Source organism: Vibrio syngnathi, assembly GCF_002119525.1.
Taxonomy (GTDB): Bacteria; Pseudomonadota; Gammaproteobacteria; order Enterobacterales; family Vibrionaceae; genus Vibrio; species Vibrio syngnathi.
Window position 1 is genome coordinate 2,676,133 of record NZ_CP017916.1, and the last position, 15,619, is coordinate 2,691,751.

At 44.3% G+C, this 15,619-nt stretch carries 13 protein-coding genes; 8 read left to right on the forward strand and 5 right to left on the reverse strand.

Annotation, left to right across the window (positions count from 1 at the left end):
• The first annotated feature begins 194 nt into the window (after positions 1-194).
• The 3 genes from ettA (at position 195) to K08M4_RS12175 (ending at position 3,380) form a co-directional block, all read left to right on the forward strand.
• Positions 195-1,862: an energy-dependent translational throttle protein EttA gene (gene ettA / locus K08M4_RS12165; protein WP_009848459.1), complete on the forward strand. Its 1,668-nt coding sequence runs from the start codon at positions 195-197 to the stop codon at positions 1,860-1,862.
• Positions 1,863-1,951: 89 nt separating this feature from the next.
• A complete protein-coding gene (locus tag K08M4_RS12170) occupies positions 1,952-2,320 on the forward strand; it encodes a PilZ domain-containing protein (RefSeq protein ID WP_041472740.1) in 369 nt (122 codons plus the stop codon).
• A gap of 49 nt (positions 2,321-2,369) precedes the next feature.
• Complete coding sequence (locus K08M4_RS12175; RefSeq protein WP_086050029.1) at positions 2,370-3,380, forward strand: M23 family metallopeptidase; 1,011 nt, start codon at positions 2,370-2,372, stop codon at positions 3,378-3,380.
• Positions 3,381-3,566: 186 nt separating this feature from the next.
• On the opposite strand, the gene tyrA is transcribed toward K08M4_RS12175, so the two are convergent.
• The 3 genes from tyrA to nagZ form a co-directional block, all read right to left on the reverse strand.
• Entirely contained in the window at positions 3,567-4,694 is a 1,128-nt protein-coding gene (gene tyrA, locus K08M4_RS12180; RefSeq protein WP_017072892.1) for a bifunctional chorismate mutase/prephenate dehydrogenase, read from the reverse strand.
• Between the two features lie 117 nt (positions 4,695-4,811).
• Complete coding sequence (locus K08M4_RS12185; RefSeq protein WP_012603285.1) at positions 4,812-5,885, reverse strand: 3-deoxy-7-phosphoheptulonate synthase; 1,074 nt, start codon at positions 5,883-5,885, stop codon at positions 4,812-4,814.
• Positions 5,886-6,131: 246 nt separating this feature from the next.
• Positions 6,132-7,121 carry a beta-N-acetylhexosaminidase gene (nagZ, locus tag K08M4_RS12190; RefSeq protein ID WP_017091343.1) on the reverse strand — a complete coding sequence of 330 codons (990 nt, stop codon included), beginning with the start codon at positions 7,119-7,121 and terminating at the stop codon, positions 6,132-6,134.
• 121 nt (positions 7,122-7,242) lie between these two features.
• Here nagZ and K08M4_RS12195 point away from each other — a divergent pair, with 121 nt between their 5' ends.
• Together K08M4_RS12195 and murQ are read left to right on the forward strand one after the other, a co-directional pair.
• Positions 7,243-8,358: an anhydro-N-acetylmuramic acid kinase gene (locus tag K08M4_RS12195; RefSeq protein ID WP_086050030.1), complete on the forward strand. Its 1,116-nt coding sequence runs from the start codon at positions 7,243-7,245 to the stop codon at positions 8,356-8,358.
• 97 nt (positions 8,359-8,455) lie between these two features.
• On the forward strand, positions 8,456-9,376 hold the full coding sequence (murQ, locus tag K08M4_RS12200; RefSeq protein WP_086050031.1) for an N-acetylmuramic acid 6-phosphate etherase: 921 nt from the start codon (positions 8,456-8,458) through the stop codon (positions 9,374-9,376).
• Between the two features lie 131 nt (positions 9,377-9,507).
• On the opposite strand, the gene K08M4_RS12205 is transcribed toward murQ, so the two are convergent.
• Positions 9,508-9,858, reverse strand: a complete 351-nt coding sequence (locus K08M4_RS12205) for a DUF2799 domain-containing protein (protein WP_086050032.1) — start codon at positions 9,856-9,858, stop codon at positions 9,508-9,510.
• A 332-nt stretch (positions 9,859-10,190) separates the two neighbouring features.
• On the opposite strand from K08M4_RS12205, the gene K08M4_RS12210 reads away from it, so the two are divergent.
• From K08M4_RS12210 to btsR, 3 genes are all read left to right on the forward strand, one after another.
• Entirely contained in the window at positions 10,191-11,690 is a 1,500-nt protein-coding gene (locus K08M4_RS12210) for a carbon starvation CstA family protein (RefSeq protein ID WP_086050033.1), read from the forward strand.
• 299 nt (positions 11,691-11,989) lie between these two features.
• On the forward strand, positions 11,990-13,660 hold the full coding sequence (locus K08M4_RS12215; protein WP_086050034.1) for a sensor histidine kinase: 1,671 nt from the start codon (positions 11,990-11,992) through the stop codon (positions 13,658-13,660).
• A 105-nt stretch (positions 13,661-13,765) separates the two neighbouring features.
• Positions 13,766-14,497: a two-component system response regulator BtsR gene (gene btsR / locus K08M4_RS12220; protein ID WP_086050035.1), complete on the forward strand. Its 732-nt coding sequence runs from the start codon at positions 13,766-13,768 to the stop codon at positions 14,495-14,497.
• A 140-nt stretch (positions 14,498-14,637) separates the two neighbouring features.
• Here btsR and ispH read toward each other — a convergent pair whose 3' ends face one another.
• Entirely contained in the window at positions 14,638-15,594 is a 957-nt protein-coding gene (gene ispH / locus K08M4_RS12225) for a 4-hydroxy-3-methylbut-2-enyl diphosphate reductase (protein ID WP_029222310.1), read from the reverse strand.
• Positions 15,595-15,619: the final 25 nt, after the last annotated feature.

Sequence of the window (15,619 nt, forward strand, 5' to 3'; positions counted from 1 at the left end):
GAGTTTGAGTGTAAATGTTGTTAATATTTAACACATCGCCTCGAAAGCTTATTAAATATAGTTTTAATGACCAATGTGACAATAATAGGTGAGGATTAGTTCAAGAATGGCTTTTCTGTCCTAGGAGTAACATCTTTGAGGATATTGGTATAAAATAGCAAACAATTTTGAACAATAATTAGGATCGATCGGCAATGGCTGAATACGTATATACCATGTCTCGGGTGAGCAAAACTGTTCCACCTAAGCGTCAAATTCTTAAAGACATTTCTCTTAGCTTTTTTCCTGGCGCTAAAATCGGTGTTTTGGGTCTAAATGGTTCAGGTAAATCTACCCTACTACGTATCATGGCTGGTATTGATACTGATATTGATGGTGAAGCACGTGCACAACAAGGTCTAAAAGTAGGTTACCTACCTCAAGAACCTGTACTAGACGAATCAAAAACCGTTCGTGAAATCGTAGAAGAAGCAGTTTCAGATGTTGCTGACGCACTTAAGCGCATCGACGCAGTATATGCTGCTTACGCAGAACCTGATGCAGATTTCGATGCATTAGCGAAAGAGCAAGGTGAGCTTGAAGCACTGATCCAAGCAAAAGATGGTCATAACCTAGAAACAGCTCTAGAGCGAGCTGCAGATGCACTTCGTCTTCCTGAGTGGGATGCGAAAATCGAATTCCTATCAGGTGGTGAACGTCGTCGTGTTGCGATATGTCGTCTACTTCTTGAGAAGCCAGACATGCTGCTTCTTGATGAACCAACCAACCACTTGGATGCAGAATCAGTTGCTTGGCTTGAGCATTTCCTTGTTGATTACAGCGGTACTGTTGTGGCTATTACCCACGACCGTTACTTCCTAGACAACGCTGCAGGTTGGATTCTAGAACTTGACCGTGGTGAAGGTATCCCATGGGAAGGTAACTACACATCTTGGCTAGAACAGAAAGATGAGCGTTTGAAGCAAGAAAAAGCTGGCGAAAGCGCACGTCAAAAAACGATTGAGAAAGAACTTGAATGGGTTCGTCAAAACCCTAAAGGTCGTCAAGCTAAGTCTAAAGCTCGTATGGCTCGTTTTGAAGAAATGACGACTGGCCAATACCAGAAGCGTAACGAAACCAACGAATTGTTCATCCCACCAGGTGAGCGTTTAGGTGACAAGGTACTTGAAGTTAAGAACCTAACGAAGTCATTTGGTGATCGCGTTCTTATCGATGACCTATCATTCAGCATGCCTAAAGGCGCTATCGTTGGTATCGTTGGTGCCAATGGTGCGGGTAAATCAACACTATTCAAGATGCTAAGTGGCGCAGAACAGCCAGATTCAGGCACAGTTGAACTTGGCGAAACGGTTAAGCTTGCTTCTGTTGATCAGTTCCGTGACAGCATGGACGACACAAAAACAGTATTCCAAGAGATCTCTGAAGGCGCTGATATCATTAAGATCAACAACTTCGAAATCCCTGCTCGTGCATACTGCTCTCGTTTCAACTTCAAAGGCAACGACCAACAGAAGATCATCGGTCAGCTTTCAGGTGGTGAACGCAACCGTGTTCACTTAGCGAAACTGCTAAAAGCGGGCGGTAACGTACTGCTACTCGATGAACCAACCAATGACCTTGATGTTGAGACGCTACGAGCTCTTGAAGAAGCACTACTTGAGTTCCCTGGCTGTGCAATGGTTATCTCGCATGACCGTTGGTTCCTTGACCGTATTGCGACCCATATCTTAGACTACCGTGATGAAGGTCAAGTTAACTTCTACGAAGGTAACTATACTGAATATACAGAGTGGCTGAAAAAGACTCTAGGTGCACAAGCGGCAGAACCTCACCGCATCAAATACAAACGTATTGCAAAGTAAATAAGCTTGTATTTTGAACAAAGGCCGCGATAATAGCGGCCTTTGATATATCTGGTTATATGTTACGTATTGATATAGAGAGATTAGTTATGATTGAAAGACGTCAATTTTCACGAGTTGTTTATCAAACCCCGACTGATATATCACAAGGGAACGTAAATGTATCAGGCTCAGTACAAGACTTATCTCTTCATGGCCTACTCATTCAATGCGATAAATTACAGCAACTCAGAACTGACATTCCTGTTCAAGTCAGCTTTAAGCTCGAAAACAGTGATATCAATATTCAGTTAGAAGCAACGATAGTCTCGACCATCAATACCTCAATGCGTTTACGTATAGAGCATTTAGATATTGATAGTATCAGCCACCTTAAGCGCCTTGTGGAACTTAACGTTGGCGACGATGAACTGCTTTATAGAGAGATTGAACACCTTACCGATTTAGGTAATGAGTGACATCTCCATTCCCCTTTTTCTATTAGAAGCATTTAGTTAATACAGAACCATGTCTAAGAAAGTTTCCATTACAATCCCCTTAACCCAAGGGGATCAGACGTTTTATTTCGGTCGAAAAGCCGTACTACTATGTACTACCGCAATTTTTTCAGTGCCTCTATTGATTGGCGGAGCCGCATACATGCACTTTGAGGGCAAACAAGAGCTCGCCCTCCAAGCCGATGATGCACAACAATTGATTGAAACACTGATTGTTGAAAAAGAACAAACCGACTTTCTTTACGCTGAGCAGGTAGAAACCAATCACTCACTGTCTCAAGCATTAACCGAGAAAGAAGGCACTATTCAGTTACTTGGTAAGCGTGTATTTGATGTGGAATCAGTGCTTGGCCTGACCGATGAAGAGCCGCTTACTGATGACGTCTCTTTAGAAGACCGAATTGATGCAGCGGCGGTAGATTCGGCAGTCAGAGCGACAATGTTTCGCTTAATTCCAAATGACAGCCCTATGGCTTATCAACGTATATCATCCTCTTATGGTCGCCGATCTAACCCTATAACAGGTAAACGCCACGTTCATACTGGTATCGACCTAACGTGTAAACGTGGTGAAGATATTATAGCGCCCGCTGATGGCGTCATTGAAACCGTACGCCCAAGCAAAAAAGGCTTCGGTAACTTTATAACTATGCGTCACTCGTTTGGTTTCATGAGCTCTTACGCGCACCTACAAAAATTCAAAGTACGTAGTGGTCAATTTGTGAGTAAAGGCGATGTGATTGCGAGCTGTGGTAACTCAGGTAACTCAACCGGGCCACACTTGCACTATGAGGTACGCTTCCTTGGTCGTTCATTGAACCCTCAATACTTGATGGATTGGACACCTGAGAACTTCAACTACGTGTTCGAGAAAGAGAAAAAGGTTAAGTGGGGTCCATTGGTTCAACTGATTGATAATGTAGTTCGCTTGCAGATCAACCTGACTAACGTGCCTTACATTAGCTCGACCATAGACACCGTATCGAGTGAAGATAGTAAGAAACCTATCACGACTAACTAGTTATTGGTTATTAGTTATTAGTTATTAGTTATTAGTTATTAGTTATTAGTTATTAGGAGATGTTGGTTTGGCCTATGATGATCTAATTACTTTTAGACTACTGTAGGCCAAATGCTTTTATAGCGTTCAGCACAAACAAAAAGAGCGACCATCAGGCCGCTCTTTTTTTATGATTTCAAATAGTGATTAGCCACGATGAATCGAATCATGTGCTTGTTTTAAAAGGTTTTGGCTCTCTTGCAAGAACTGCTGTGAGTAGTCACCAAACCAATCACTGACTTGATTAAAGCTATCAACAAACTTGGCCTTATCTTTCCCATCCAAGATTTCTAATGCTTCACCGAAGCGACTGTGGAAACGTCGAATCATCTCAATGTTCTCATCCGAAGAAAGAATGATATCACCGTATAAGTTCGGGTCTTGAGCAAACAGACGGCCAACCATCGCAATCTCCAGTCGGTAGATTGGCGAGCTTAGCTTCAGAAGCTGATCAATGTTCGGGTTCTCTTTACTTAGGTGCAAGCCGTAAGCAAAAGAGGTGAAGTGGCGTAGTGCTTGAATCAATGTCATGCCGTGATCGTGTTCAGCAGCATCCATCTGGCAAAGGCTCGCGCCCCAAATACCAAATTGATTCAGCAGCCATTGGTAGCTTTCAGAGCCACGCCCATCACTGTAAACAATCACTTGTTTCGCAAGGCTTGGAACATCAGGACCAAACATTGGGTGTAATCCAACCACTGGACCTTGGTGCATGTTCATCATGGCTTGTAGAGGCTTTGATTTTATCGACGTCAAATCACAAAGAATACAATCGCTTGGTAGGTTACCCAGCTTCGCAATAACACCTTCCGTTAGGTGAATTGGAACCGTGACAACCACAAGGCCAGCATTATCTAAGATCTCATCGGCTTTATCCCAATCTTGGCTGCCAAGGATTTTCACTTCGTAACCAGAAAGCTTGAACATACGGCCAAACAAACCACCAAGTTGACCATTACCACCAACGATAACCACTGAACGTAACTCTGGGTTAAGGCACTTAAAACCAGAATCTTTTTCACTGGCATAAGACTCACGCATCGTACGACGTAAAATATCTTCGATTAACTGCGGTGGTACTCCTATTTTCTCGGCTTCTTGACGGCGAGACGCCAGCATCGCGGCTTCACGTTCCGGTACATAAATAGGTAAACCATGTTCACTTTTTACTTCACCGACTTTCTCTACTAGAGCCAGTCGTTGAGCCAGTAAATCCAACATTTGTTTATCGACAGCATCGATTTGGTCGCGTAATTCGTTCAGTTCAACGGCCATTTTATTCCTTACTCATCTATAAGCCCGTGCCAATCTAAAAGCCCGCACTGATGCAGGTTCGTTAGCAACAGATCTTAAAATGCCCCATTAGATGAGGCACTTAAGTTTAAACTCTGACTAACCTTTCAAGCGGTTCTCTAAGAACGGGACTAATTCCGTATGTGCATGTTTCAATAGTGCCTCAGTTGAATCCCAATTGATACACGCGTCGGTAATAGATACACCGTATTTCATCTCATTGAGAGGTATATCTGAAGATTGGTTTCCTTCGTTAATATGGCTCTCAATCATCAAGCCGATAATTGACTTATTACCTTCACGAATCTGATGGATGACATCTTCAGCCACCAGCGGTTGACGACGGAAATCTTTACGAGAGTTCGCATGACTACAGTCGACCATTAGTGCCGCCTCTAAGCCAGACTTGCCCAGCTCTTGCTCACATTCGTGTACCGATACTGAATCGTAGTTCGTCTGCTTACCGCCACGTAAAATTACGTGACCATTTGGGTTGCCTTGCGTCGTGAGTAGTGCGACTTGACCTTCACGACTGATACCCATGAAACGGTGGCTAGAAGAAGCCGCCTGCATTGCATTGATTGCAGTACCTAGATTGCCATCCGTACCATTTTTAAAGCCGATTGGCATTGAAAGACCACTCGCCATTTCACGGTGAGTTTGTGATTCAGTCGTACGAGCGCCGATTGCAGCCCAGCTGAATGTATCTGCTAGGTATTGCGGACTGATTGGATCTAGCGCTTCCGTCGCTAGTGGGATTTCCATCTCAGCAAGTTCAACAAGTAACTCACGACCAACATGTAAACCATGCTCAATATCGAAAGTGCCATCTAGGTGAGGGTCATTGATTAAGCCTTTCCAACCAACAGTGGTACGAGGCTTCTCAAAGTAAACACGCATTACAATATACAGTTGATCGCTAAGCTGCTCAGATAAAGCTTTTAATCGTTTCGCGTACTCTTTAGCCGCTTCAATATCATGGATAGAACATGGGCCACATACTACAAGCATGCGATGATCTTTCTTATGAATAATGTCTGCAATAGTTTGACGAGACTCTTGAATGAAACGACGAGCATTATCACTCAAAGGCAATTTTGCTTTTAACTCCTCTGGAGTAATCAGTACCTGTTCGTCGATGATATTGACATTGCTTAATTCACTTTTCTGCATAACTCAACCCGTATATTTATTTTTACACCCAATATTTCCATTTGGGCTAACAATCGTTAAAAACACAATAACAGCTACAAAAACGATTGCAAGTGTAAACAATAAAAAACATTTGATGCAAATTTAAATTTACACCTCATCTTTGGTTCGTTCTGAGGCACAAATAGGCCTAAACCACGCCAAGCACATACAAAAAAGGCGATACCTTTAATATCGCCTTCTTAAAACTTATAGAGTGTTTATTTATCACCCAGCGTTTAACATTCGCTTAATTTGCTCTGAGGCCTCTTTCCATCGACTATCCGAGTGAAGAGTCGATAAATCAAAGCTGTGCTTTTTAAGCAATGAGTTAGCTAAAGGCACCTCTTGAATCGCTAAATGATCAAGAGCCTCAATTTGTGCATCTCGTTTATTACACATCAACACCATGTCGCAACCGGCATTCAGAGCAGCCTTCGCTCTGTCGGCAGGGCCGCCCATAATCGCAGCGCCTTCCATGGTTAAGTCATCAGAGAAAATTAGACCTTTAAACCCAAGTTGCTGTCTTAATACTTTCTGCAGCCAATACTCAGAGCCACTCGCGGGCTGGTCATCATAGTGAGAAAAAACCACGTGCGCAGGCATCATCGCATCCAATATTCCTGCTTCAATTTGCGCCTTGAAAATTGCCATGTCTGTTTCAAAGATATCATCTCTAGGATCGTAAGGCGTTTCTAAGTGAGAGTCAGCAATCACGCCGCCGTGTCCTGGGAAATGCTTTCCTGTTGTCGCCATGCCAACCGATTTCATGCCCTTAATAAAAGCACTGCTGTGGCGAACGATGGTATCAATATCTTCACCAAACGCTCGGCTACCAATCGCTTTACAGTCGTGGCCTTTGTCTAACACAGGCGCAAAACTCAGATCAATATCATGGGCAATCAGCTCCGCCGCCATCAACCAACCCGCTTGTTCTGCTAATTGTTCGCCATTATTCTTGGTCGCAAATTCTTGGGCTGCCGGGATAATTGAAAAACCGTCGCGGAAGCGCTGAACTCGACCACCTTCTTGGTCAACACCGATTAAAATAGGACGTTTCGCTACCTTGCGGATCTCTTTATTTAAAGCAGATAGTTGTTTGCTATCGTGGTAGTTTCTAGCAAATAAGATGAGACCACCAACGGTTGGGTGCTCTAAAATTTCTCTGTCTTCAGCTGTTAGCTCATAGCCCGCAACATCAACCCACAACGGTCCCATATTTATCCCTTATTAAACCTAATTTCATAAACTTCCCGAGATTATTCTCTTTAAATTTGCTTTACAATGTTTTTAAACCAATATGTGGAAGACTTTAAGAATGCAGTGCAAGAGCTTAGGAATGGATCGTAAAGAACTGTATATCGGTGTGATGTCGGGGACGAGTATGGACGGCGTTGATACCGCCTTAGTTTCGATAGAAGGCACTGGTATCACATTGCTCGCTCATGATGAGTTCCCAATGCCTGATGACCTCAAAGCGCGTGTGCTTGAAGTCTGTATTGGTCAGAAAACGGATTTGATTGCCATTGGTGAACTAGACCACCTGCTTGGTCATCTATTTGCTGATGCGGTTTTGCAACTTCTCGACAAGTCAGGTACGCCTGCATCTTCTGTGACTGCGATTGGTAACCATGGCCAAACAGTATTCCACCAGCCAACCGGTAATTCGCCATTTACCATGCAGTTGGGTGATGCCAATATCATTGCCGCTAAAACACAGATTCAAACAGTCGCTGATTTCCGACGAAAAGACATGGCGCTTGGCGGACAAGGGGCTCCTCTAGTACCCGCCTTCCACCATACTATTTTTCACCCGCAAGACAGCTCTGTCGTGGTCTTGAATATTGGTGGTATCTCTAACATTTCAGTGCTGAGACCGAATCAACCAACACTTGGCTACGATACAGGCCCGGGCAATATGTTGATGGACGCTTGGGTTGGTAAACACACGGGTGAAAAGTTTGACCGTGATGCACTGTTCGCGCTAAAAGGACAACTAAACCATGACTTGCTCAAACAACTGTTGGATGAATCTTATCTATCTCAAATGCCACCGAAAAGTACTGGTAGAGAACTGTTCAACCTACCTTGGCTAGAGCAACAGTTAACAGAATTTAAAGGTCTTGCGGCAGAAGATGTTCAGCGCACGCTTTGTGAATACACCGCATTAACGATAGCCGATGAAGTAGAAACTTATCGTTTAGGTAATCAGCCAGCGCTGTACGTGTGCGGAGGTGGAACGAGAAACCCACTAGTGATGAAGAGACTATCTGAGCTTCTTCCTAGCTGGGAGGTTGAATCAACCACCAGCAAAGGCGTTGATGCCGACTATATGGAAGCCATGGCCTTTGCATGGCTTGCTCAACGGCACATACATCAACTGCCAAGCAATTTACCAGAAGTAACTGGCGCAAGTAGAGCAGCCTCTCTAGGCGTTCTTTATCGTGCGGACTAACTTAGTAGCCCTGTTATCTTAGTCACAATACTGACTTCGCAGTGCTGTCTAAACAATTTTAGAATCATCATTTTAGAATTATCATTTAAGGATCATTATGAGTAACGATGCTCTCATATCAGCCCTCTCGCACCTCGTTTCGGAGGGGAGAAACCCTGACACTATGGATATTGATCTACTCACCTCTCTCGAAGTGGTCGAAAAGATTAATCAACAAGACAAGCAAGTTCCATTGGCGATAGAAGTGGAGCTGCCACAAATCGCTCAAGCCGTTGATAAGATCGCTCACGCCTTTCAAAATGGAGGCCGACTGATTTACATGGGTGCAGGCACCAGTGGTCGACTGGGCGTGTTAGATGCCTCAGAATGTCCTCCAACTTTTGGTGTTTCAGACAAAATGGTTATCGGCCTAATTGCAGGCGGACCAGAAGCAATTTTGAAAGCCAAAGAGGGAGCAGAAGACTCACTGACTCTCGGTATTGAAGATCTGAAAGCGATTCAATTTTCAGAGAATGATGTTGTGGTTGGCATCGCAGCCAGTGGTCGCACACCTTACGTAATAGGTGCACTCAACTATGCTAATCAGATTGGTGCAGTGACGGTTGCGTTGTCTTGTAATCCAGGTTCTCCGATCGCAGAGATCGCTCAGATTGCGATAAGTCCAGTGGTTGGCCCAGAAGCATTGACCGGCTCAACACGATTAAAATCAGGTACCGCGCAAAAATTGGTGCTCAACATGCTAACGACTGCGAGCATGATTCGCATTGGTAAAAGTTATCAGAACTTAATGGTCGATGTGAAAGCGACCAATGAAAAGCTGGTTGCTCGTGCTGCTCGTATCGTTATCCAAGCAACAGACTGCGATAAAGCCCTTGCAGTTTCGACACTTAAAACAACCGATTATGATGTAAAGCTGTCTATTTTGATGATTCTGACAGGGCTGGATTTAGAATCAGCTAAGGCTCAGCTTGATCAACAAAATGGTTTCTTGAGAAAAGCAGTCGAGAATAATAAGTAATCTAGATTCACTTTTTAACTTCTAATCTAGAATCTAGAATTTAGGCCATCACTTTCACGTCATACAAAAAGACCAGTACACATTCGGTACTGGTCTTTTTATGTTTTAGTTTTTAAATCGCTAGCGTGAGCCTAATAGTCGTTTGAGAACTCATCCCAACCGCGTTGCCATTCCATACGGAAACGTTGAGCGTCTTCCGTACCAGAACATACGCCTTCATACACCTGACCAGATAAGCCGATCTGATAAGCATGGTTAGGATTACAATATTCAGTCACACCTAGGTGGTAGCCTTCTGTGTAACTGGCTTGATCAACAACACCAAGCTCGGTCATATCTGAATACGAACGCTGAGTGTGGCCTTTAATACCGTCACGGTAGCCTATCTCTTGCCAATTACCTTCGGCTGCTAAATCTTGAACATTGGCGCTGCATCCTGCAAGGCTAAATGCCACGGCGAATAATGCGATTATTTTTTTCATTTCAGTCCTTTATGTTTCCCTACCCACTTCTTGACGAAGCGTTGCTTTGTTTATGATTCTCCGCTGAACTCTGGCTTATGTCCACTCATTGTCTGTTGTTTGCTACTTTAAACTCATACAGACCACTCAAAGTCAGTAGCCACCGTTCAACAGGTTCAATAAGCCTCTCTATAGAAATAAACCGCCACTCTATTGAGGTAACAAACCACTCAATCAGTCATAGCGCCACTAAATTAGCTATTCGACCACTCACTCCAGCAGCGGAAGTTTCTTCTCACCGACTCCTTTAATATACACCCTGACTTAATTAATACATTCAGGGATAACAAATTATGATGTGGTTTCTTACCTGTGTTGCAGCACTCATTGGTGGCTACTTTATTTACGGTGCTTTTATCGAAAAGATTTTCGGTATCAATGAAAAGCGTCAAACACCAGCCCATACCAAACAAGATGGCGTGGACTTTGTTCCAATGTCGACGCCAAAGGTTTACCTAGTTCAACTGCTTAACATTGCAGGTGTAGGTCCAATCTTCGGCCCTATCATGGGTGCCCTTTACGGCCCAGCAGCAATGCTTTGGATCGTGCTAGGTTGTATCTTCGCAGGTGCCGTACACGACTACTTCTCAGGAATGTTATCTATCCGCAATGGTGGTGCTTCGGTTCCAACCATCACTGGACGTTACCTAGGCAATGGCGCAAAACACTTTATGAACATCTTTGCCATTGTTCTACTGCTTCTGGTTGGTGTGGTATTCGTTTCTGCTCCAGCAGGCATGATCACTACCCTAGTGAACGACCAAACTGATTTCGTAATGTCTACAAGCACTATGGTTGTCATCATCTTTGCTTACTACATCGTCGCAACGATTGTCCCTGTCGATAAAATTATTGGTCGCTTCTACCCACTGTTCGGTGCTCTGCTTATCTTTATGTCTGTTGGTCTAATCACTGCGATTGGTCTATCTGACGAGCACCAAATCATGGGTGGCTTCGAGATGAAAGACATGTTCACTAACATGAACCCTAACGACTTACCGCTTTGGCCTGCTCTGTTTATCACTATCGCTTGTGGTGCTATCTCTGGCTTCCATGCAACTCAGTCACCACTGATGGCTCGTTGTATGGAAAACGAAAAGAACGGTCGCTTCGTATTCTACGGTGCAATGATTGGTGAAGGCATCATCGCTCTAATCTGGTGTGCGCTTGCTCTGTCATTCTTCGGTTCAGTTGAATCTCTATCTGACGCGATTGCAAACGGCGGCCCTGGTAACGTGGTATACAGCGCTTCATTTGGCCTACTGGGTGTATTTGGCGGTATCCTTGCTTTCCTTGGCGTGGTTATCTTACCTATCACTTCTGGCGACACTGCATTCCGTTCAAGCCGTCTTATCCTTGCTGAATACTTCAACATGGAACAGAAAACACTGCGTAACCGCCTACTGATGGCTCTCCCATTGTTCGTTCTTGGTGGCATTCTGACTCAAGTCGATTTCGGTATCATCTGGCGTTACTTCGGTTTTGCTAACCAATCAACAGCAGTAATGATGCTATGGACAGCTTCGGCTTACCTACTTCGTCACAATAAATTGCACTGGGTAACCACGGTTCCAGCTATCTTCATGACGTCTGTGTGTATCACATTCATCCTGAACAATAGCCAACTGGGCTTCGGTCTACCAATGCAACTTTCAACCATCATCGGTGTGGTGAGTGCATTCGGTGTTGCTGCTTACGTTATCAAAATTTCAAAAGGCAAAGGCGATATCGACCTTGCTGATGAAGAAGAAAAAGAAGCAAAAGAAGCAAAAGGTGTAACCAAAACCGCCTAGTTCTTTCAGACTCTTGATAGCAAGAGACACGTCTTCATAGAAAGACAAAAGAACAAGCCAAACACACTTCGCTTGCTCCGGTAATCACTCAGTGATTACCGGAAAATAAGACTAAAGCCCATCCACCGTGATGGGCTTTACTGTATCTCAACATGGGTACATCAACATTAGTACATCAATATTGACATCTCAGCCTTGAGAAGCAGTAACCACTCGATATAACCAATGAAAATTCAAGCAAAGCTACCGTTCCCACGCAATGAGCTTTACACTTAACCAGCGTCTCAATAGGTGAAAATATGGAACTCATTCTCTCTCTGCTGCAACAAACCTGTGTCTACTTAGTGATTGCTTACATGCTAAGTAAAACCCCGCTAATTCTCCCTTTGTTGAGCATCTCTTCACGCTTAAGTCATAAAGTCAGCTGTTACGTTCTATTTTCCCTATTCTGTATTATGGGCACCTATTTTGGATTGCAGATTAACGACGCAATAGCTAACACTCGAGCAATGGGTGCCGTGATGGGCGGCCTGTTTGGCGGTCCTGTTGTCGGCTTTGCCGTCGGTTTGACTGGCGGTATCCATCGTTACTCTTTGGGTGGCTTCACTGACTTAGCTTGTGCAATCTCAACCACGGCCGAAGGCTTGATTGGTGGCCTATTACACGTTTACCTCGTCAGAAAAAACAAAGCCAGCCAGCTGTTTAATCCATTGGTGGTTTTCTCTGTTACCTTGTTTGCAGAGATTATTCAGATGCTAATTCTGCTTGCTGTCGCGAAACCATTTGAGCAGTCCTATGCGCTAGTCTCCGATATTGCCGCGCCAATGATCATCGCGAACTCAGTGGGTGCAGCGCTGTTCATGAGCATCATCCAAGACCGAAAAACCATCTTCGAGAAGTATTCAGCGACTTTCTCACGTCGCGCATTGACCATCGCCGAGCGTTCGGTGGGTATTTTGCATGGCGGATTCAATTCGGATAACGCGCAAAAAATAGTGCGGATCATTTACGAAGAAACCAACGTTGGCGCAGTGGCGATAACCGACCGAGAAAAAATTCTCGCTTTCGTCGGCATCGGCGATGAACACCATATTCCCAATACGCCTATTTCATCACAGAGCACGCTTACTTCGATGGAACAGAACGACATCATCTACCTCGATGGCAAAGAGAATCCATACCAATGCTCTCTATCACAAGATTGTAAATTGGGCTCTGCACTGATTATTCCATTGCGCGCGGGTAATGAAGTCGTCGGTACCATCAAACTGTATGAGCCTAAAATGAAGCTATTCTCGACCATCAATATGTCGATGGGTGAAGGTATCGCTCAACTGCTGTCGAGCCAGATCCTGTTCAGTAACTATCAGCTGCAGCAAACACTACTCACCCAAGCTGAAATAAAGCTGCTGCACGCACAGGTGAACCCACACTTTTTGTTCAATGCACTTAACACCATCAGTGCGGTAACACGTCGCGATCCAGATAAAGCACGAGAGTTGATTCAGCATCTATCTCACTTCTTCAGAAGTAACCTAAAGCAGAACATCAACACCGTGAAACTTAAAGATGAGTTGGCACATGTGAATGCTTACTTAACCATAGAGAAAGCGCGCTTTACTGACCGATTAGAAATCGAATGGGACATCAACCCGCAACTGTATGAGGCTCAACTGCCAAGCTTTACCCTGCAACCACTGGTTGAGAACGCCATCAAGCATGGTATTTCAAACATGCTCGAAGCCGGCCAAGTGAAGATCTATAGCGAAGCTTTCGAGGGTGGATTCAAGTTAGTTGTAGAAGATAACGCAGGGACTTACCAGAAACCGTCTCAAGACCATGCAGGTTTGGGAATGGAGATTGTAGATAAACGACTCACTAATTTCTTTGGACAAGATTCCGCACTAAAAATAGAATCTCAACCACAGCAATTTACTCGAATGAGCTTTATCATACCTATACTAAGATAATGTTATTTTCGGAGAAGAATCGCTCCGAGTCGAAACATTTAGAAGCCGACATTTAAAAGAAAAGCGTGAATTTAGCAGGGATAGAACCAAGATGAAGATAGTAGGATGTTAAAAGCATTAGTTGTCGACGATGAGCTTTTTGCTCGCGAAGAGCTGATTGAGCTACTCACTGAAACTGGAGAAGTGGAAGTGATTGGCCAAGCAAGCAACGCGATCGAAGGACTTAAACAGATCAATCTACTCAAACCTGATGTGGTGTATTTAGATATTCAAATGCCTCAAGTGACCGGGATTGAACTGCTAAGCATGCTAGATCCAGACACGATGCCTTACGTGGTATTTGTGACCGCCTACGATCAATATGCGATTCAAGCGTTTGAGGATAATGCTTTTGACTACCTACTTAAGCCAGTTGAACCCTGTCGATTAAACAAGAGTGTTTGTCGTCTTAACAAGGTCATAAAACAAAACCAGAAAACACCGGAACAAGATATCTCTGCGATTGCTCCCTGTCACTTAGAGCAAATCCCGTGCATCGGCCATAACCGTATTGTGATCATGGCAAGCCAAACGGTCGAGTGTGCTTATTCCGATATCAGTGGTGTTCATGTTCGTAGCTCATCACAAACAGCAACATCGCAGTTAACCCTAAAGATCTTGGAAGAAAAAACCGACTTGATCCGCTGTCATCGACAATACTTGATCAACATAAAATCGATCCAAGAGATCAAACTGTTAGAGAATGGGTTAGCGGAGATCATCACGCTGACCGGTTTTGAAGTGCCTGTCAGTCGTCGCTACCTCAAGACACTGAAAGAGCTACTCGGTCTCCAGTAACCCGTTAGAAACTCGACAACCGGCTCCAAAGCACGATCAAAAAAGCCAACGCATCAACGTTGGCTTCCTGCTGTTTACAAATCAATAGTGTTTGCGAATCGATAGTGTTACGAATCGATCTTGTCACACATCAATAGTGATTAGTCGACTTGCTTAATCTGCAGCTCTTTCGGTACTTCGAAGAACATGTTCTCTTCACGACCTTGAATCTCTTCAACCTCGGTAGCACCCAGCTCACGAATACGATCTAAGATTTGGTTTACTAGTTCCTCTGGAGCTGAAGCACCCGCAGTCACACCAATCTTCTTTTTCCCTTCAACCCATTCTGTCTGGATGTCTTCAGGGCAATCGGTTAGGTAACCTGGAGTACCGAGCTTCTCAGCTAGCTCTTTTAAACGAGTTGAGTTCGATGAGTTCTTAGAGCCAACAACTATCACGACATCAACATCACCGGCCATCTCACGAATTGCGTCCTGACGGTTTTGAGTCGCGTAGCAGATGTCGTCTTTACGTGGCCCTTGGATCTCAGGGAACACACGACGTAACTCTTCAATCACGTCTGCAGTTTCATCAACTGACAGCGTGGTTTGGCTAACGTAATGTAAGTTACTCGGGTCGTTCACGACTAAGTTCTGTACGTCCTCTGGTTTCTCAACCAAGTACATACCACCAGTTTGGCTAGCGTACTGCCCCATAGTGCCTTCAACCTCAGGGTGACCCGCGTGACCAATCAATACTACTTCCATATGTTTGCGGCTCGCTCGAGCAACCTCCATATGAACTTTAGTCACCAAAGGACACGTCGCATCAAATACCGTTAACTCGCGTTCTTTCGCTTCTTTACGAACGGCTTGAGAAACACCGTGAGCCGAGAAGATCACGATGTTATCGTCTGGTACTTCACTTAACTCTTCGACAAAAATAGCACCACGCTGCTTGAGCCCCTCAACAACAAAGCGGTTGTGCACCACTTCATGGCGAACATAGATCGGTGGCTGATACATTTCCAGTGCGCGCTCTACGATGCTGATCGCACGATCGACACCGGCACAAAAGCCACGAGGGTTAGCTAACATTATTTTCATTTCATTGCTCATCATTTACCGCGGTACTAAGGTTGTT